General features: G+C 66.5%; 18 protein-coding genes and 1 pseudogene. 4 read left to right on the top strand and 15 right to left on the bottom strand.

Translation table 11 applies throughout. The features are described 5' to 3' along the window. Positions 1 to 18: 18 nt before the first annotated feature. The 4 genes from ABD832_RS01215 to ABD832_RS01200 form a co-directional block, all read right to left on the bottom strand. Positions 19 to 162 carry a hypothetical protein gene (locus tag ABD832_RS01215; protein ID WP_344887041.1) on the bottom strand — a complete coding sequence of 48 codons (144 nt, stop codon included), beginning with the start codon at positions 160 to 162 and terminating at the stop codon, positions 19 to 21. 191 nt (positions 163 to 353) lie between these two features. Then, on the bottom strand, positions 354 to 1517 hold the full coding sequence (locus tag ABD832_RS01210) for an epoxide hydrolase family protein (protein ID WP_344887039.1): 1164 nt from the start codon (positions 1515 to 1517) through the stop codon (positions 354 to 356). Further along, positions 1514 to 1951 (bottom strand): hypothetical protein, encoded by a 438-nt coding sequence (locus tag ABD832_RS01205; RefSeq protein WP_344887037.1) that lies wholly within the window; start codon positions 1949 to 1951, stop codon positions 1514 to 1516. Before ABD832_RS01205 ends, ABD832_RS01210 begins: the two co-directional genes overlap by 4 nt. 327 nt (positions 1952 to 2278) lie before the next feature. After that, positions 2279 to 3090, bottom strand: a protein-coding gene (locus ABD832_RS01200) for an IS5 family transposase (protein ID WP_344887036.1) whose coding sequence is annotated in 2 segments (ribosomal slippage) — positions 2279 to 2748 and positions 2748 to 3090 — 813 coding nt in all. Because the reading frame shifts where the segments join, the coding sequence is not laid out codon by codon here. Positions 3091 to 3173: 83 nt separating this feature from the next. On the opposite strand from ABD832_RS01200, the pseudogene ABD832_RS41985 reads away from it, so the two are divergent. Beyond that, a pseudogene (locus tag ABD832_RS41985) lies at positions 3174 to 3356 on the top strand (pentapeptide repeat-containing protein); the annotation flags it as partial. Positions 3357 to 3683: 327 nt separating this feature from the next. Then, positions 3684 to 4601 (top strand): helix-turn-helix domain-containing protein, encoded by a 918-nt coding sequence (locus tag ABD832_RS01195; protein WP_344887034.1) that lies wholly within the window; start codon positions 3684 to 3686, stop codon positions 4599 to 4601. 252 nt (positions 4602 to 4853) lie between these two features. Here the strand turns inward: ABD832_RS01195 and ABD832_RS01190 are convergent, their stop codons facing one another. From ABD832_RS01190 to ABD832_RS01180, 3 genes are all read right to left on the bottom strand, one after another. After that, a complete protein-coding gene (locus ABD832_RS01190; RefSeq protein WP_344887032.1) occupies positions 4854 to 5333 on the bottom strand; it encodes a hypothetical protein in 480 nt (159 codons plus the stop codon). 167 nt (positions 5334 to 5500) lie between these two features. Then, positions 5501 to 6622 (bottom strand): three-Cys-motif partner protein TcmP, encoded by a 1122-nt coding sequence (locus ABD832_RS01185; RefSeq protein WP_344887548.1) that lies wholly within the window; start codon positions 6620 to 6622, stop codon positions 5501 to 5503. A gap of 59 nt (positions 6623 to 6681) precedes the next feature. Then, positions 6682 to 7461 (bottom strand): DUF5131 family protein, encoded by a 780-nt coding sequence (locus tag ABD832_RS01180; protein WP_344887030.1) that lies wholly within the window; start codon positions 7459 to 7461, stop codon positions 6682 to 6684. Positions 7462 to 7563: 102 nt separating this feature from the next. Between ABD832_RS01180 and ABD832_RS41980 the strand changes: the two genes are divergently transcribed. After that, positions 7564 to 7809, top strand: a complete 246-nt coding sequence (locus tag ABD832_RS41980; RefSeq protein WP_413224978.1) for a helix-turn-helix transcriptional regulator — start codon at positions 7564 to 7566, stop codon at positions 7807 to 7809. A gap of 273 nt (positions 7810 to 8082) precedes the next feature. After that, positions 8083 to 8514: a hypothetical protein gene (locus ABD832_RS01175; protein ID WP_344887028.1), complete on the top strand. Its 432-nt coding sequence runs from the start codon at positions 8083 to 8085 to the stop codon at positions 8512 to 8514. 1063 nt (positions 8515 to 9577) lie between these two features. Here ABD832_RS01175 and ABD832_RS01170 read toward each other — a convergent pair. The 8 genes from ABD832_RS01170 to ABD832_RS01135 form a co-directional block, all read right to left on the bottom strand. Then, entirely contained in the window at positions 9578 to 10963 is a 1386-nt protein-coding gene (locus ABD832_RS01170) for a pentapeptide repeat-containing protein (protein WP_344887026.1), read from the bottom strand. 189 nt (positions 10964 to 11152) lie between these two features. Beyond that, on the bottom strand, positions 11153 to 12628 hold the full coding sequence (locus tag ABD832_RS01165) for a pentapeptide repeat-containing protein (protein ID WP_344887024.1): 1476 nt from the start codon (positions 12626 to 12628) through the stop codon (positions 11153 to 11155). Between the two features lie 595 nt (positions 12629 to 13223). After that, entirely contained in the window at positions 13224 to 14096 is an 873-nt protein-coding gene (locus ABD832_RS01160; RefSeq protein ID WP_344887022.1) for an IS3 family transposase, read from the bottom strand. Beyond that, positions 14093 to 14392: a transposase gene (locus tag ABD832_RS01155; protein WP_344887020.1), complete on the bottom strand. Its 300-nt coding sequence runs from the start codon at positions 14390 to 14392 to the stop codon at positions 14093 to 14095. The genes ABD832_RS01160 and ABD832_RS01155 overlap by 4 nt, the downstream gene beginning before the upstream one ends. Before the next feature lie 63 nt (positions 14393 to 14455). Further along, entirely contained in the window at positions 14456 to 14689 is a 234-nt protein-coding gene (locus ABD832_RS01150; RefSeq protein WP_344887018.1) for a hypothetical protein, read from the bottom strand. Between the two features lie 121 nt (positions 14690 to 14810). Then, complete coding sequence (locus tag ABD832_RS01145) at positions 14811 to 15293, bottom strand: nitroreductase family deazaflavin-dependent oxidoreductase (RefSeq protein WP_344887016.1); 483 nt, start codon at positions 15291 to 15293, stop codon at positions 14811 to 14813. 12 nt (positions 15294 to 15305) lie between these two features. Beyond that, positions 15306 to 16469, bottom strand: coding sequence for an FAD-dependent monooxygenase (locus tag ABD832_RS01140; RefSeq protein ID WP_344887014.1), 1164 nt, complete (start codon positions 16467 to 16469; stop codon positions 15306 to 15308). Beyond that, complete coding sequence (locus ABD832_RS01135; protein WP_344887012.1) at positions 16466 to 17059, bottom strand: TetR/AcrR family transcriptional regulator; 594 nt, start codon at positions 17057 to 17059, stop codon at positions 16466 to 16468. The genes ABD832_RS01140 and ABD832_RS01135 overlap by 4 nt, the downstream gene beginning before the upstream one ends. Positions 17060 to 17330 lie beyond the last annotated feature (271 nt).

Here is a 17330-nt window from a genome sequence, read left to right as displayed (position 1 = left end):
GAACAGCGGGAGAACGGGTCACGTGGCCGTCCCACCGTCGGCCTGTCCCCGCCGGACCTGGTGGAGTTGGTCGCGCAGTGCTTGGACCTCGTCGTCGGTGATGGGGCCGTGCTCGGCCTCGGCGACGTGGATGAGTTCGGAGGCCGTTGACCCTCGAAGCACTCGCCAAGGCCGTCGATCGGCCGGGTTCGGATGAAAGGCGCCGGAAAGGCCACCTTGACTGGGAAAATCTTGTGTCGCCATGGCTTCGGACGTGTCGCGCATGCGCACCGCCGGCTTTCCCGTCAGCCGAATTTGAGCCGATATCGTTGCGGAAGCGTCGTCGCCTGAGGCCGTGCCCGGCCGGAGGTCCATCAGCGAAGTCGGCGGAAGAACGCGCGGACGTCGTGGGTGAACAGATCCGGTTTTTCCATGGCGGCGAAGTGGCCGCCTCGGTCGAATTCGGACCAGTGGACGATGTTGTTGTCTCGTTCGGCGAGCCGCCGGACGGGGCTGGCCAGGTCGGCGGCGAAGACCGCCACTCCGGTGGGCGTTGCCGATGGCTCGGTGCGCGGGGGGTGGGAGGGATGGAAGGCTTCCCAGTAGTGGCGGGCTGATGAGCCTGCGGTCGCGGTGAGCCAGTAGAGCATCACGTTGGTCAGGAGCCGGTCGCGGGAAACCGCGTCTTCGGGCACGTTGGTGGAGTCGGTCCACTCTTTGAACTTCTCGACGATCCAGGCGAGCTGTCCGACCGGGGAGTCGGTGAGTGCGTAGGCCAGTGTCTGCGGCCGGGTGCCTTGGATCTTTGCGTAGCCCGACATCTCGGGTTCCGCGCTGATCATCCGTTCAAGCCGTGCTTTGTCGTCCTCGGTGAGCTCGGCTGCCTCGGCCGGGTCGCTGGGAGGCAGCGTCAGCAGGGTGTTGAGGTGAATTCCGATGACGTGGCCGGTATCGATGACGCCGAGTTCCCGGGTGATCGCGTGTCCCCAGTCGCCGCCTTGCGCGCCGTAGCGGTGGTAGCCCAGGCGTCGCATCAGCTCGGCCCAGGCCCCGGCGACGCGGCGCACATCCCAGCCGCCTTCGCGGGTCGGCCCGGACAACCCGTAGCCAGGGATGGAGGGGATCACCAGGTGAAAGGCGTCGGCGGGGTCGCCCCCGTGAGTGCGGGGGTCGGTCAGCGGCCCGATGATGTCGAGGAACTCGATGATGGATCCGGGCCATCCGTGGGTGATCAGCAGCGGTAGCGCATCGGGTTCGGCGGAGCGGATGTGTAGGAAGTGGACATTGGTGTTTTCGATCGTGGTCGTGAACTGGGGGATCCGGTTGAGGTTTGCCTCATGTTCCCGCCAGTCGTAGACAGTGCGCCAGTACTCGGCCAGCTCTTTGAGGTAGGCCAGCGGCACTCCGCGGGACCAGCCGGCACCGGCTATCTCGTCCGGCCACCGGGTCGCGGCCAGGCGGCCGGCCAAGTCGTCCAGATCCGCTTGCGAGATGTCGAGGGTGAAAGGGCGGATGGTGGTCTCGCCACGCTCGCTCATTCTGTTTCCTCACTTTCGGGTTCGCCGGCGACTGCGCGTGCGGCCGCCGCATCGTTCTTGTCCAAGCCCTCGTAGCCATTGCGCCGGTGCTGCTCGGCTTGGTCGTCGATCCACCGGCCGTGCGTCTCCCACGCGGCTTGCTTGCTGGTCCCCAGGGCCGCACCGATCTGCGACCACGAAGCGCCGACTCTCCGGGCGGACCGCACGGAGAGTTGACGTCCATAGCCGGCCTTCCGTGCGATCACCTCGCCCAGCGCAAGGAGTTCCAACGCCTCATCACGCGTCAGGGGCGCTGTGCTGGGATCAGGGGGTGTGAGCTGGGGGTCGTCGTCATCAACCGCTGATGCGAGAGCATCACGGGCACGCAGTTCGTCATAGCGTGCGACGGCGGTCAGCAGCGTGAACCGGCCCTCAAGGTCGTCGGGAGTGGACATGACCCCAGCATTGCGTCAAGTTGATCTGACGTCAAGTTGATCTGACGTCGAAACGGGATTCCAGGCAAGTTGATGGCGTGACAGTGAGGAATCCGGGTCAGGTGCCTGGGCTGGATCGTCCGACTGAACGGCGGGCCTCGGGCATGGCGAGGTGGACGGTGGCGCTGCGGACGGTGAGCTCGCGCATGGCTTCCAGCTTCTGCGCGGCAGCGGCAAGGGTGGTCTCGATCGCGGCGATGTGCGGGGGCAGCCCGGACCGCAGAGCGTCCGTGACAAGATCATAAAAGTACTCAGTGGATAATGTGAGTTATCCACTAACTGACGGTTTCAGAATGAGGTTCGGAGTCGGCGCAGGCAGATGAGGCTGCATGCCAGATCGAGCAGACCTTGATGGAGATCGGCGCGGTGTTCGTAGCGGATGCGCAGCCGTTTGAACTGGTGTAGCCAGGCGAAGGTCCGCTCGACCACCCACCGGATGGTTCCCAGTCCTGAGCCGTGCGGGCTACCGCGTCGGGCGATGACCGGTTTGATCCCGCGTTTCCACAGGTGGCGGCGGTGGCTGGGGTAGTCGTAGCCGCGGTCGGCGTACAGCCGCCGGGGTTTGCGCCGAGGTCGGCCTCGTACACCGCGGATGGGCGGGATCGCCGCCAGCAAGGGGAGCATCTGGGTGACGTCGTGGCGGTTGCCGCCGGTCACCGACACTGCCAGCGGCGTGCCGTGCGCGTCGACGATCAGGTGGTGCTTGGAGCCGGGCCGGCCTCGGTCGACCGGCGACGGGCCGACGTGGTCCCCCCTTTGAGGGCGCGCACGTGCGATCCGTCGATGGCGGCATCATTCAGGTCGAGCAGGCCCGCGGCCCGCAATTCGTCCAGTAGTAGCTGGTGCAGGCGTGGCCACACGCCGGCCTCGGTCCAGTCGCGTAGTCGCCGCCAGCAGGTCACTCCCGAGCAGCCGATGGTCGAGGCCGGGACATCGCGCCAGGCCACGCCGGTGCGCAGCACGTAGACGATGTCGGCCAAGGCCATGCGGTCGTCGATCGGCCGCCGTCCTGGATGGTGTCGGCGGCGTGGTGGATGGGGCGGCAGGAGCGGAGCTATGCGCTCCCATAGATCATTTGGAACGAGGTCGGGGGAAGACACGCGGTTGAGTTTGTCCGCTTGAGTCTGCCGTCACCAGCCGACACACCGCTCATTTTGAAACGAGCTGTAAGACGAACCTCACCAGCGCAAACCTCACCAAGACGAACCTCACTAAGGCGAACCTCACCAGCGCAGAACTCCTCCTCGCGAACTTGGCTGGCGCGAATTTCACCGACGCGAATTTCACCGGCGCGGACCTCACTGACGCGGTAGGGCTACCCAAATACGAGAGGGAGGGGGTCGCCGGTCGGCTCGAGCGGAACTGACGCTAGGCAGAAGAGCCCGCTGGAGGGACCTGAGACGAAAGAGGCGCCAGATCCGCTCAGTTTCCGACAACTCACGGGAATTAGGGATTCCCGGAACCTATGACCTTCCGGCGGCCCCCGCTGCGCCGAGTCCCTCATCGCGGTCAGCCTTTTCGGCCACCTCCGGCCGGACCCGAGGAAGGCCCGCCGATCGCTTCCGCCCTCGCCGAACTCGGGCGGGCCACACCCGGTGGCGCCTCCCGCGAGGGGCGCCAAGACCCCCGCGACGTGTTGTCGGAACAATCGGTTTGACTCTCCAGCGGCTGGAGGGTTGATGCTGGTGCTGTGGTGAACGATCGCGACGACCTGCTCACCATCGGACAGCTCGCTGACCGCACGGGCCTGCCGGTGCGTACGATCCGCTTCTGGTCTGACATCGGTGTCATCCCGCCGACGTGCCGGTCGGCCGGTGGCTACCGTCTGTACGACGCGCAGGCCGCCGTCCGACTCGACCTGGTGCGAACGCTACGCGAACTGGGACTGGACCTCGACACCGTCCAGAAGATCCTGACGAGGCAGTGCACAGTGGTCGAGGTCGCGCGGGCCCACCTGGGAGCGCTGGACACCCAGATCCGCTCTCTCCAGCTGCGCCGGGCGGTGCTGCGGTCGATCACCCGTCAGGAAAGCACGACCGAGGAGATGATGCTCATGCACAAGTTGGCCCGCCTGTCCGCCCAGGAGCGGCAGCGAATGATCGACGAGTTCGTCGACCGCGTGGTCGACGGCATAGACCCGCAGGCACCGGGAGCGCACATCGCGACCCATATGCGCCGGCTCCCGGCAGAGCTGCCGGGCGACCCCACCCCGGAACAGGCGCAGGCCTGGCTGGAGCTCGCCGAACTCGTGAGTGACACCGGCTTCCAGGAACGCGTACGTCAGATGGCGGTGGCCGGCGCCGCGCCCGGGAACGAGTCCGGGCCGCAGCCCTACGACTCCGGCCTGGTCCTCGAGCACGCCGGAAGAGCCGTGGCCGCCGGCATCGACCCCGGGTCGGCCGAGGGCAGGGCGATCCTGGACCAGCTGGTGGATCCGGCGCTGCCCGCCGAAGACCGTGACCGGGTGGCCGACGAGATGGAGATGTTCACCGATCGCCGGGTGGAGCGGTACTGGCAGCTCCTGGGTGTGCTCAACGGCCATGCGCCGTTCCCGCCCGGTGTCCCCGCCTTCGAATGGTTCATCGCCGCGTTGCGCGCATCCCTGAGCTGATCCCGGTGTTGCCCCTTTTCCACAGGGAGCCGAAGGCCTCACGGCCGGTGTTCGACAGCGGGCGAGCCCGGCCGAGCGTGGTGGGGTTGTGGCTGGGGCATTGGTGTGGCTCGCCCCAGCAGCGTGGGCCGCTGAGCTGCCGTTGACACGGCCGGCGTAGCGATGCGGTACCGGCCCGAGGGAAGGATCGGCGTGGATCGTGATCGCGCCGCTCACCTTGCTTCAGGCCGCCACCGCGCTGGACGGGCCGGCTCAGACGGACGGAGGAACGGCATCCCTGGCGTGGGACTCCTCCTCCCGCACCACCAGATCGCATAGTCGTTTGCGGACGTCGGCTCCGCTCCAGGTGCCCAGGTAGTGTGGTTCGCCGCCCTCGATGGCCATTGCGAGGGCGTAGCCCGCGCGGAGTGGATCGCCGGCAGGCGGCACGGTGCTGCGCTGGTCGTAGCCCGTGGCGGGGACGTCCCATACCAGGATGCGCCAGTCGGTGTCGTGCTCGGGATGCTCCCCCTGCAGGAAGTACCTCACCACCTCAGATGCCTCAGTGACCAGATGCTCGAGGTAGGCGCGGAAGGTAGCGCGGCCGAACACGCGGGGGCTGCCTGTGGCATCGTCGACGACCCCGCGCCCGGCCGTCTGCCGCTCCTTGTCGCCGTAGCTCGCCCACGACCATGAGGGGCGGCCGGGTTCGCGCGTCTGGATCACGTAGGCGTATTGGCGACCGGAGGTCATGCCTTCGATGATGAGCGGCCTGTACCCGATGCGCCACCGGAACCGTGGCGACACGTTTCGGGCCTCGAAGATCGAATAGGTGGCTTTGCGCGTAAGGGCCGACTCTGTCTGCGGCGACAAGAAGCGTCGATCTCGTGTTGACGACTGCCCGGGTCGTCACTGCGTGTTCAAAAAAGCGGTTCCGTCTCCGGGGGCTTTTTAGGTGCCAGCCGGATCACTTTGTCTGAGCTCAGCTGGCCGCGAGCAGGCTCGCGCTCCACAAGACCACGTCCTAGGAGGTCCTTGACGACGATCGTTGCCTGAGGAGGGCGATACACGGTCTCCAGGAGCGTGAAGTCCCTGAGCTGCGCGAGGGTGCGTTCCCCTTTGGACAGCTCTTCAAGGATGGCTCGACGTAGTGGGCCCGTGTCCGGATCGAAGCTGAGCTCAAGAGAGAGCTGGTCTGGGTCGCGGGGGTCGCGGTAGTTCACGCCGCGGATCGGATCCACCTTCCACATGGCCTCCTTCATCTTCTGTAGTCCCAGGGGATTTGTTGTTCCATAGACGAGATGCAGGTCATGGCCGCCATCGCCGAGCATCTCGAAGGAGAGGACGTAGCGAAAGCCTGCCGCTTTGAGCGACTCGCGGTAGGTGCTGACGAGGAAGCTCTTCTTCTTGCTGGAGGGAAGGTCCCAGACTTTGCGCCAGGAAGGCCCCCCGAAGGCTTGATCACCAGAGGCTTGATGTGCCTCAGCCTTGCCGAATTGCATGAGGAAACGCGTGCCGAACGTGACGAGGACCTCACTGGAGGGAGCGCTCGCGATAGCTCGTGCGACGTCGAGGGGAATGTCCGGCCCGCCCCAGCTGTCCAGGAAGGCGAAGATTGGCGTTTTCATCGCTCCGACAGCGTGTAAGGCAGAGAGCAGGGCGTCGGCGCACCTGTCGTTGCGGTACTCGATCCTCATGCCATCAGGAACGTTCCCGTACGGGGCGGTGGCGTCGTTGATCTCCTTTTGCAACCGCTGCAGCCGGTCCGCTCGCTCTTCGATCAACACGACGTTCGTCTTCTTACCCGCGTCAAGGAGGCGACGCTGACGAAGGAAGACCTGCAAAGCGACGATGGGCGATCCGGGTTCACCGGCCTCGTAGATGCCCGGACCAGCGAACCCTTCCACGTATGTCACGCATTCACGCGCGCGAGGACCCTGAAGAAGGATGGGAAACCATGCTTCCAGGTATCGGCGCAGGAGTTCGTGTTTGGCTCTTGTATGGGGCGCGCAGTGCCAAAGAAGGGGCCGGGGGGTAGGCATGCATGACTTCTTACCCATCTTCGCGAAGCGACCCACCCGGTTTTTCCGGCCGAAACCGGTCAAGCGGTTACGACATGAGGATTTTTCGAGTGAGACGGTTGCGCCTGGAGAGGAAGTTCGTCCCACGTGCGCCCATCGAGCAGCCGGCCACCTGCTTTGGGTGTGCGCCCTCCCCACTGCTTGAAGAAGAATGGCGTTTGGCTTTCTTGACACAGATCGCGGATTTCTCTCACCCAGTCAGGATCAACGGGGCGGTGCGTCGGTCCGCTTTCGCCACCAGCGATGACCCAGTCCAGGCCCGCGATCTTCAGGTCAGACAGTGGCCCCAGCAGAGGTTCGCAGGACAGAAACTTGATCTGAGCTGGCACTTTTCGTAGATCATCTGCTCGGTGGAGGGCGTCGCGGTCTTCGACGGAGACCCCCATCCATAAATTGGCTGGCCATTCGAGCAAATGTGCGACTTTACGCAGCCTCGACGAACGCTTAGTGAGGATCTGGTAGGTGTGCTGGGGAGTGTCCGAAATAACCTTGAAGACCTCGCGGACGAAGTCGAGCGGGACCCGGGCGTGAAACAGGTCGCTCATGGAGTTGACGAAGACCACTTGAGGAGTGCGCCAGGAGTACGGCTGAGCTAGCGCCGAAGGGTGAACCGTGAGCCCGAAGCCTGGTCCCGAAGTACGGGCATCGCCGTCACGCTGGTATTTCTGGGCACCCATGGCCTTGAGCCGCTTGGCAAGCGTAAGCGCGTAGCAGTTGTCGCAACCAGCAGAAATCTGGTCACAGCCTGTCGTGGGATTCCACGTGACCTCTGTCCACTCGATCGTCGTTCGTCTGGCCATGACGGTGCCTTCCTTGGTCTCAGCGTGCCGAGGAGTGTGCTTCGCGTCGTAGTAGTGATAAATTTTGAGCGGTATTAATTTATCACTACACGTGGTGGTGCGGTGGCTTCGGGGCGAAGAAAACGAGCTGATAGCAGGTATGCCTCACAGGCGGCACGCCTGGGACCGAGACTGAAAGAACTTCGCGTTCAGAAGGGCTACACCCAGCAACAGCTGGCTGCCAGCGCCGAGGTCGCGCTGTCGACTCTCAGGAAAATCGAAACGGCGACGGTAGTAGAGCCGGGGTATTTCACGATTTTGAGTCTTCTCAGGGTATTAGGGGCCAAAAGCGAAGACCTTTTGGTGTGACCCATAGTCGGGAATTTCCGGATCCGCGAGCTGGAGGCTTTGGGCGACATTGTGGCCGTCCTTCCACTGAGAAGGTGCGGTTCTCAGTGGGCAATGTGAGTCACCCACTGAGGTCGAGTACGCAGTCAGGAGCAGCAAAGGGGCCTGGAGCGCGATCGCCATGACGTAAACCCGAAGGGTTGCCTCGCTTGCCGGACGGCACCGACCGTGATGCGGTTAGCTCGATGCCGAAGATGATCGCGACCGCCATCTTGTCGCGAAGGGGAGGCCTCGATGAGTGAGACGTCGCCGATCGAGTCAGCGTGGCTCCGACGAGTACGGCTGACCGCTCAGGTTGCAGTCCTCGTGCTGGGAGCGGTGCTGATGGTGTGGCTCTCGCTCACCGACCTGCTGGTGTGGACACAGTCGCCACAAGGGCTCGACCAGTCAGGTTTCTGGGCGTGGCTGGTGCCGCTTTGGCTGACCCTCTCTCCCGTCGTGCTGGCACTGCAGGCCGGAGTGGACGGGAGACGCGGCCACAGCGCGCGCCGGATCCTTATCGCCGCATGGGCTCTGATCGCTCTTTCCACCGTCATCCAATGGGATGCCGGCAGCTCCTGGTTCGAGATCATCTCCAGGCCCATCGTGCTGGCCATCATGCTTTTGATGCTGCGGCCCGTTGACCCCGTCGAAACCAGCCCTGAACATGGCAGCAGCGATGGGTGAGTTCCGAGCTCGCACCGGGGCAGCTTCGAACTACCGGGGAGGCCTCGTCGTACGTTGTCGTTGAGCATCAGGGCAACGTCGTGGCTCAGTGGCACGCCGACGATGAAGGAGTTGGCGTGGCGTCGATCGCCATCGCCCGTCACGGCGAGCACCGAAGTGGCGATCGCAAATGGCCTCACACCTTGCATCGGCCCCCTCTGGCTTTGTAGGTGAGATCCGGAGTCACATGTTCGCGAGCGGAGAGCGTGTCATCTCACGCGCCGCCACCGGCGAGGCCGTCATCGGCAAGGGGTTTCTACCCATGGGCTCCGCAGTGTTCTACGCGCTCCCCGACAGGTCCCCAGGCGCCTGGCATCGGCAAGGTGTCATCACCAGCGTGCGGGTGCTCTCATCCAGGTGCGCCACGGTCTTGGAGCCCAAGCAATAGCGGCATCCCAGGACAGCGGCGGCCGCGGAGTCGGACCAGATGCGGTGCTCCCACGCCGGTGGCCGTTCAGCGGGCGGCGGGGAGGGCTCGGCGGGCTCGTGCTCGGCACCGACCCAGCCCCGGCCATGGCAGAACCGGCACACGATGCGCAGCCGGCCCAACCGCTGACCGCCCACGCCCTCACACTCGGGGCAGGTAATCGGGTCGCTCATCGCCGCCCTGTCCCGGCGCACGCGGTACACGCCACCCAGACGCTCTGCTTCTTGCTGCTGCCGTTGCGGTCGATCCATTCACCGCCCGCGCCCAAGCAGGTATCGCAGATGGGCGGGTCCTGTTGCTCCTCGGCCATACCCCGACGCTACGCCGCTCCGATCGGACCGCGTGGTCGTCGTGGTGGCCCGTAAGGCGGTCGGTGATTGCGGCGGTCAAGGCCATGGGGCGAGCGCAGCGAGGCCCAGTGGCCTTGAGGGCCGCGGAGCCGACCGCCACGCTTCGGGCAGCGGCGAACAAAAGTAGCGATATCGCACTGCGGCTGAGCTTCAGCACTGCGGGTTTCTCTGACGTGATTGCAGTCGCCTAGGACTTCCCGCAAGCTGACCCTGCTGAAATCAGGCGAACCCGGGCGCGGCTCCGACGTCAGCCGACCGTCCCCGGCGCCCTGTCCTCACCACCCCCGGCATCCGGTGCGAGAGCGCCGCCGGCCGCACCGGGCCCGGGCGCCTCCGGTTCCGGTTCCGCCTCCTGCCGCAGCAGCTCGGTGCCTTCCGGCGGCACAACCGTCCACTTCGGTGGCCAGCACTGCCCACCACCCGGCCGCAGCACTCGACCATCTCCACTCCAGAAGCCCGCGGCGAAGGTCGCCTCGCCGAACAGGGCCTTCCCGGCGAAGGTCGCCCTGTTGAACCGGGCGTCCTCGAAGAAGGAAGCCTTAACGAACCAGGCGTCCCCGATGAAGGTCGCCTCGGCGAATGCGGCGTTCCCGGTGAAGGTTGCCTCGGCGAATGCGGTGTTCCCGGTGAAGGTCGCGTCGGTGAACCAGGCGTTCCCGGTGAAGGTTGTCCCACCGAACCGGGCGTTCCCGGTGAAGGACGCTCTGCTGAACATGGTTTCCCCGGTGAAGGTCGTTCCACCGAACGCGGCGTCCCCGATGAAGGTCGTTCGGTCGAATCGGGTGTTGGTGATGTGGCAGTGCTGGAGGTTGAGGTCGATGAGGGTGGCGCCGCTCAGGTCGAGGCGCATGCCGTCCCAGAAGCGGGTATCGGCCGGGTGGCCGCTGTCGCGTTCTTGGGGAGTGCGCTGATCGCGTAGGTGGTCGCCGAGGATGCGCTGGGCGGTCAGGCGGACCTGGCGCTCGCCTTCGGCGTCGGTGTCGTTGATGTCGGCCGAGGGCGGGCCGGCGGGCAGGGCCGTCCCGCCGCCGCGGGTGGCCTGGTATCGGCGCCGGGCCGCGCGCAGCGCCTCCTGCCGCTGCTGTGCGGGGTCCGGGGCGGGCGCAGGCGGGGTGTAGGGCATGCGCAGGTAGGCGCAGATGACGTTGACAATGGTCTGGCGGTGGCCGGGGTTGTCCTGGGCCAGGCGCTCCAGGGCGTACAGGCCACCTAGACGCACGGCGGCCTTGGCGTGGCCGAGCTGTTCGACGGCCTTGGTGTACAGGTCGGTGACCCGGCGCTCGGTGGCGTCGCGCTCGGTGTGCTCGGCCGTTCGTTCGGCGTAGTGGCTGGTGATGAGCGTGGTGAGTTCCTGGTGGCGCTGACGCCGAAAGGCCAAGGCCAAGGTGATGGCGGCGCCGACTCCGGCACCGGCGGCCAGCGCGGTGCGCAGCATCTCACCGCGCGCACCGATCGTCCCGCCAAAGGCGGCCGGCAGAGCGGTCGGCGGGGCACCGGGCGGGGCAGGTACGGCAACGACGGCCAGGTCGGCCAGCAGCCACCACAGGGTGCCGCCCACCGCGGCACCGACCAGCAGCACGGCCAGCGCGATCCACCAAGCCGCAGCCCGGGGCGTGGGCAGTGTGGGCGGCACAGTCCCTGGGACGGCCGGGGTGGGGTCAGGGGCAGGACGACGGCGTGGAAGAAGCGGCACATCCGCTATTGCACTGCTTTACACCGCGGCGCGCAGGCTTTCCCGATCCCCGGGCACGACCCGGCCCCGACCAGCCGCCCGCCGGCGATGCCCGCCCTCCTGCGGGAGGACGAACCAGCGGATCCGTCGCTAGTCCTCGCCCTCCCGCACCAGCACCCCACTGCCATCGGACCGCCCGCTGACCCACCACCCGGCAGGCCAGACATGCCAGCCATCCGAAGCCGTGGCGATCGCCTCGTTGAACTCGACCCCCTTGGCGAAGGTCACCTCGATGAACTGGGCCTGCCCGGTGAAAGTTGCCCCGCCGAACGAGGCGAGCCCGGTGAAGATCGCCTTGCCGAACCATGCCCGCTCGGTAAAGGTCGCCTTGTTGAATCCGGCGCCTTCAGTGAAGGTCGCCTCACCGAAGAAGGCGCCTTCGGCGAAGGTCACCTGGTCGAACCAGACATGACCGGTGAAGGTCGCTCCGCCGAACCAGGTGAACCCGATATGGGGTGCCTCACCGAAGAAGGCGTCCCGGGGGAAGGCCGCCTTGTCGGGCCAGGTCTGCGCGGCGAAGGTCGCTCCGCCGAAGTGGGCATACCGGGTGAAGGTCACCTTGCCGAAGTGGGCGCGCCCGCTGAAGAACGTCTCGCGGAACCAAGCGTCCCCAGCGAAGGTCGCTTCGCCGAACTCGGCGTCCCCGGTGAAGGTCACCTTGCTGAACCTGGCGTCCCCGGTGAAGGTCGCTTTGGTGAAGGTGGCCTCGGCGATGTGGCAGTGACTGAAGTCGAGGTCGATGAGGGTGGCGCCGGTCAGGTCGATGCGCATGCCGGGCCAAAAGCGCGGGCCGGGTGAGGTGGTGTCGCGTTGCTCGGCGGGCCGCTCGTCGCGCAGGTGCTCGCTCAGGATGCGCTGAGCGGTGAGCCGGACCTGGCGTTCGCCTTCCAAGTCCTCGGCGGGCGCAAGGGCCGGCCGGGTGGGAGAGGTCCCGCTGATGTGGGTGGCGTGGTAACGGCGGCGGGCCTCGCGCAGCGCGGCTTTGCGCTCCTGTTCGGGGTCTGCGGGCCGGGGCGGGGTGTAGGGCATCCGCAGGTAGGCGCAGATCACGTTCACGATGGTCTGGCGCTGGCCGGGGTTGTCCTGGGCCAGCCGCTCCAGCGCGTACAGGCCGGCCAGGCGAACGGCGGCCTGGTCGTGCCCGAGTTGCTCGGCGGCCTTGACGTACAGGTCGGTGACCCGCCGCTCGGTCGCATCATGCTTGGTGTGTTCGGCCACCTCTTTGGCCAGCAGAACATTGCGCTCAGCAAGGTCGGCGGTCACGGCCGCGGTGCGTTCTTGGTGATGCTGGCGACGAAAAGCCAGCATCAGCGTCACCGCAGCTCCAACCCCGGCACCTGCTGCCAGCGCGGTCTGTAACGCTCCCTGCCTGGCAATCGCCGCAGCCGTCGACGACGCATCGCTCAACAGCCACCAACTCACCCCGCCGACGACCGCACCCACCAAAAGGGTGATCGGCACGATCCACCATGCCGCTGCCCGCGGCATACGCAACACGGGCGGCATGACCGGTGCGGCATCTGCGGGCAGAGGGCGAGTGCGGCGAAATCGCTTGAGCAGACGCATAACGCCATATCAATAGATGCTGCCGCCCTGCGCTTGGCCTGTCTCTCGATCGTTACCGCCCGGGACGAGAGGTTCACACAATTAGCATTGTGTGAGATCGAAACCCAGCGAAAGACGCCCCCACCGAGATGGGTCGACCACGGCCGACACCACCCCATGGCCGGGCCGGATCGCACCGGTTCACCCGCGCACGCGTATGGGTGTCGCAGAAGTCGGGGCCGAGCCGTGCGGCTTTTACTTGCCTCTCTGGCCGGTCCCGCTGCCCCAGCCGCCTTGGACCCCGTCAGTCGCAGCGTCTGCCACCCCACCTGCGGCGCGCTCATGCCCCCGGCGAACATGTCCGCCGCTACGAAACGAAGCCGCTTCCGTTCAGCGCGGACCCGCATCGACAGACCTCTACTATCCGAATACCTCATATTCCAGGTCTACAACCCACACGAACGCACCACTCGACCAGCCCAAATGCGTGACCTCAGACCTTCTTGATCAGTAGTCGGACGTTCGCGGACCGGGACCGCCTAGCCGGATGCACCTGCGCCCTGTCATGTTCATCCTTGAGCTTGTTCCGCTTTGACGGACACCATCGTTGTGGTGGTCAGGCTGCGCGGGCGGCCTCGTAATCGGCAGGGCTACGGTAGCTCAGGCTGCTGTGCAGCCGGTGCAGGTTGTACCAGCCCTCGATGAATTCGAAGATCGCGCTTCGGGCAGCGGAGCGGGTGGGCCAGGGTTGGATGTTAAGAAATTCGCCCTTGAGCGTGGCGAAGAACGACTCGGCCAGCGCGTTGTCCCAGCACTGACCGGTACGCCCGACCGACAGTCGCACTCCGAGCCGTTCAGCCAGGGCGGTGTAGTCAGCGCTGGTGTACTGACAGCCCTTGTCCGAGTGAAAGATCACCGGCCGAGTAGGGCGGCGGTGTGCCCAGGCCTGGAGCAGCGCGTCGGTGACCAGGTCGGTGCGCAGATGATCCGCCGTCGCCCAGCCGACCACCCGGCGCGAGGCGATGTCGATGACGGTGGCCAGATACAGCCAGCCCTCCTCGGTGGCGATGTAGGTGATATCGCCACACCAGCGGGCATCGAGCCCGGCCGCATCTGGCGTGAAGTCGCGGCCGATCAGGTCCGGCCGGGTGCCGGCGTCCGGGTCGGGGACGGTGGTCCGCTGCCGGCGCCGCCGATACCGTCCGGCCAGGCCGAGCGCGCGCATCAGCCGGGCCACCCGCCGCCGGCCGCACTGCTCACCGTCTCGCTGCAGTTGCGCGTGCACCCGCGGTGCGCCGTAGCTGCCTCGCGAGCGTGCGTGCACCTCGGCGATGTGCTCGGCCAGCTCCGCATCACGCACCGCGCGCGGACCGGGCAGCGCGCTGCGGCGCGAGTAGAAGGCGGCACGGGAGACTCCCAGCAGCTCACACGCCCGTTTGACGCTGTGGCCGCTCTGCTTCTCCGCCTCGATGAACGGGTGCACGCTCACCGGGTCTCCCTCACGAAGAAAGCCGTCGCTCGCTTGAGCACGTCGACGTCTTGGCGAAGCCGCTGGTTCTCCCGCCGCAACGCCTGCAGCTCCTGCCGCTCACTGCTGGTCAGTCCGTCCCTGTCGCCGGCATCGACCTCGGCCTGGCGCACCCATTGCCGCACCGCGGTCTCGGTCAGATCGAAGTCCTTGGCCACCTGCCCGACCGGGCGGTCACCGCGCCGGCACAGCTCGACGATCTCGGCTTTGAACTCCGGCGTGAACGAGCGGCGAGGACGCGGCTTCTTCTTCCCCATGCTCTCCATCATGGACATCCTCTCGGGGGCGAGCCCCTGATCTCGGATGTCCGTCAAACCGGATCAAGCCCATCCTGAGGAGCGAGACACATCCAGGTCGAGCCTTTCCACGGTCTCGGTTCTTAGATCATCGATCATGTCCTCGGTCTCTTTTCCCGGTTTCTCGCGGGTTGTCGCATAAACGTGGCCCCGTGCCGACAGAAGCACGATCGTTGCCCGCTGGCGTGCCTGGTGCGAGGTTTTGTGGCCGTAGGCCATCTTCTTGAGCTGATGGCGCTCGGAAGCAGTCAGCTCCACGGGCACAGCAGAGCACGCGGTCATGGAGGAAGGGCGGCCCATCTCTCGGCGGCGGTGAACGGGAGTGACGGGACCGACTTCCTCCGAGCTATCGTCGAGACCTGTGGGTCGTGGGGCTACTTCACGGTTGGCGTGGGCTGAGGCGGACGAAGGGCAGTTGGCGTCCGACCGCGCGGTAGTCCTCTTGTGTGCCGTCGGCGGAGAAGCCCATGAAGCGCACGAGTTTGCGGGCGGCTCTGGGGTGGCGGGGTGCGTAGCGGGCCATGAAGTCGCCGCCTTCGTCCGTGTCGAGGGAGTGGGCGGTGACGGGGATGGTCCGCGTGCCGACTTGGATGCTGGTCTCGGGGGTGGCGAGGAGGTTCTGGTACCAGGCGGCTTTGGGGCCGAATCCGGAGCAGACCACGTAACTGCCGTCCGAGCGGTCGTGCTCGACGACTTCGATGACGACCTGGCGCCGCTTGCCCGACTTTCGTCCGGTGTGGTTCAGCAGGAGCAGCCGGCCGCCGAAGAGCCAGCCCAGCCGCAGTCGGTAGAAGTGGATGGGGGAGCGGAACAGCAGGCGGCGAATCCCGGTCGGCGGGGCCGGGCGTTTGACGATCTCCATGATGAGTGTCCTTCAGGTGCGGGTGAGGATGCTGGTGGCGTCGCCGTAGCCGCGGCGCAGCAGGCCGCTGAAGGCGTTGCGCAGGACGAGCCGGGTGACGGCGCTCTGGGTGGCGAGGCCGGTGCGGGTGGCGGGGACGAGGGAGCGGGCGAAGGTACGGGCGCGCTGCTGGCGTTGTTGCACGGCGGGGCGCAACTGCGTTTCGTAGGTGTGGAAGGCCGCCTGGTGGTCGGCGTGTTGGTGCAGTGCCTGGACCAGTAGGTAGCCGCCGTCCATGGCCATGGACGCGCCCTGCGCGGAGGTCAGGGTCATGGCTGCGCAGGCGTCGCCGGTCAGTGCGATGCGGCCGGTGTGCCAGGACGGCATGGTGATCTGGGTGAGGCTGTCCATAAACAGTCCGTCTTCGGGTGCCGCGTCGAGCAGTTGGGGAGTGAGCCAGCCCATGCCGGTAAAGGTGTGGCGCAGTGCGGCACGCCGTTCGGCGCATGGCGGGATGGTGTGGTCGGCGGTGCGGTAGAGGAAGAGCGCGATCAGCTCACCGGGCATGCCGGTGGGGTAGAGGATCGTCTGCCGGCCGGGCTCGCTGTAGTGGACGCGCCGCGGGCCGAGCCCATAGGTGTCGTGCAGCGGATAGCAGGCCATGGTGTAGCCGAGGTGCCGCGCGAACCGTTCTTCCGGTCCGAAGGCGAGTTCACGAGTCGCCGAGTGCACCCCGTCCGCGCCGATCAGCAGGTCAAAGCTCTCCTGCCGGCCTTCGGCGAAAGTGATGCCGACGCCACTGGGCCGCTGCTCGATGGCGGCGATGTGCTGGCCGTATCGGATCTCGACCTTGTCCCGTACTGCCTCGGCCAACGCCTCTTCGAGGGTGGTGTGCATCAGGGCGAGATACGGTCCGCGGATCACCTTCTCCAGCAGCTGCCGCTCGAGCCGGGCGGTGACACGTCCTGCCCCGTCCACGTAGCAGACACTGTCGGTGGGGAGTTGGTGCGCGGCGAGCCGGTCGGTGATGCCCATGTGCGCGGCCACGTCGTAGCCGGTGCCGAAGAAGTCGATGCCGTAGCCGCCGAGGCGCCCGTGCGGGGCACGCTCGGCCACCACGGCGATATGGCCCCAGTGGTGCAGCCAGTGGGCGAGGGTGAGGCCAGCGATCCCGCCGCCGGAGATCAAGATTTTCATGACGAGGCCCCGATCAGCTCACCGAGCGCCGCCACGGCGGGCTCGAGGGACAGCTCGGCATCCAGCAGGTGGTGCAGCATCATCCCGTCCAGCAACGCCGCGACGAGCGTTGCTACCCCCGTCCTTCGCTCGGCCGTCCACTGCGGGTTGAGTGCCCCGAGCCAGTCGGCGATCTGGACACGCGCCTCCCGCAGCCCCACCCGCAACGCGTCGCCGAGCTCCGGCTCGCGCATCGCCCCCGCCATTAGCTCCACGGCAAGGCGGAGTACCTTCTCATCGCCCGTGACCCGGGGCACCACACGGCGCATCGCATCGAGCGCGGAGCCTGCGTCCGGTGCGGCAAGGAGCGCCTCGAGCACGGGCATCATCACTGTGTCGCCAGCCCGCCGGGCGATCTCCAGATGCAGGGCCGACAGGCCGCCGAAGTGGTAATGGATTAGCCCCACATTGGCGCCGCTGCGCGCGGCCACGGCCCGGGTGGTGACGGCTGGCCAGCCGCCCTCGATGAGCAGGGCGAGCCCGGCCTCGATGAGCCCCTCGCGGCGACGCTGTCCTCGAGGAGAGTTTGGTCGATCGACCAAGTTAGTCATACGGCTAATTTAGCCGTGCGGCGCGGCGCACGCAAAACGTGTCGCATCACGGGGCACCACACCGTACGAAGAGAGACCCGGTGGTATCCGCCGGCCCCCGCTGTCACCCAGTGCCGCAACCACCCTGAGCTGACCAAACAGACAATCGAGTCGATGGACTGGTGCTTCTCGCCAGGTTTCGCGTAGGCGACCTGGTCGATCTGGAACGTCGCCACCCATGTCAACCCCCGAAGGACTTCCGGAGCCGACCACTTAGCTTCCAGCGCGGCCC

The organism is Streptosporangium longisporum (genome assembly GCF_039534895.1).
Classification (GTDB): Bacteria; Actinomycetota; Actinomycetes; order Streptosporangiales; family Streptosporangiaceae; genus Streptosporangium; species Streptosporangium longisporum.
This window is presented reverse-complemented; position numbering and strand designations above follow the sequence as displayed.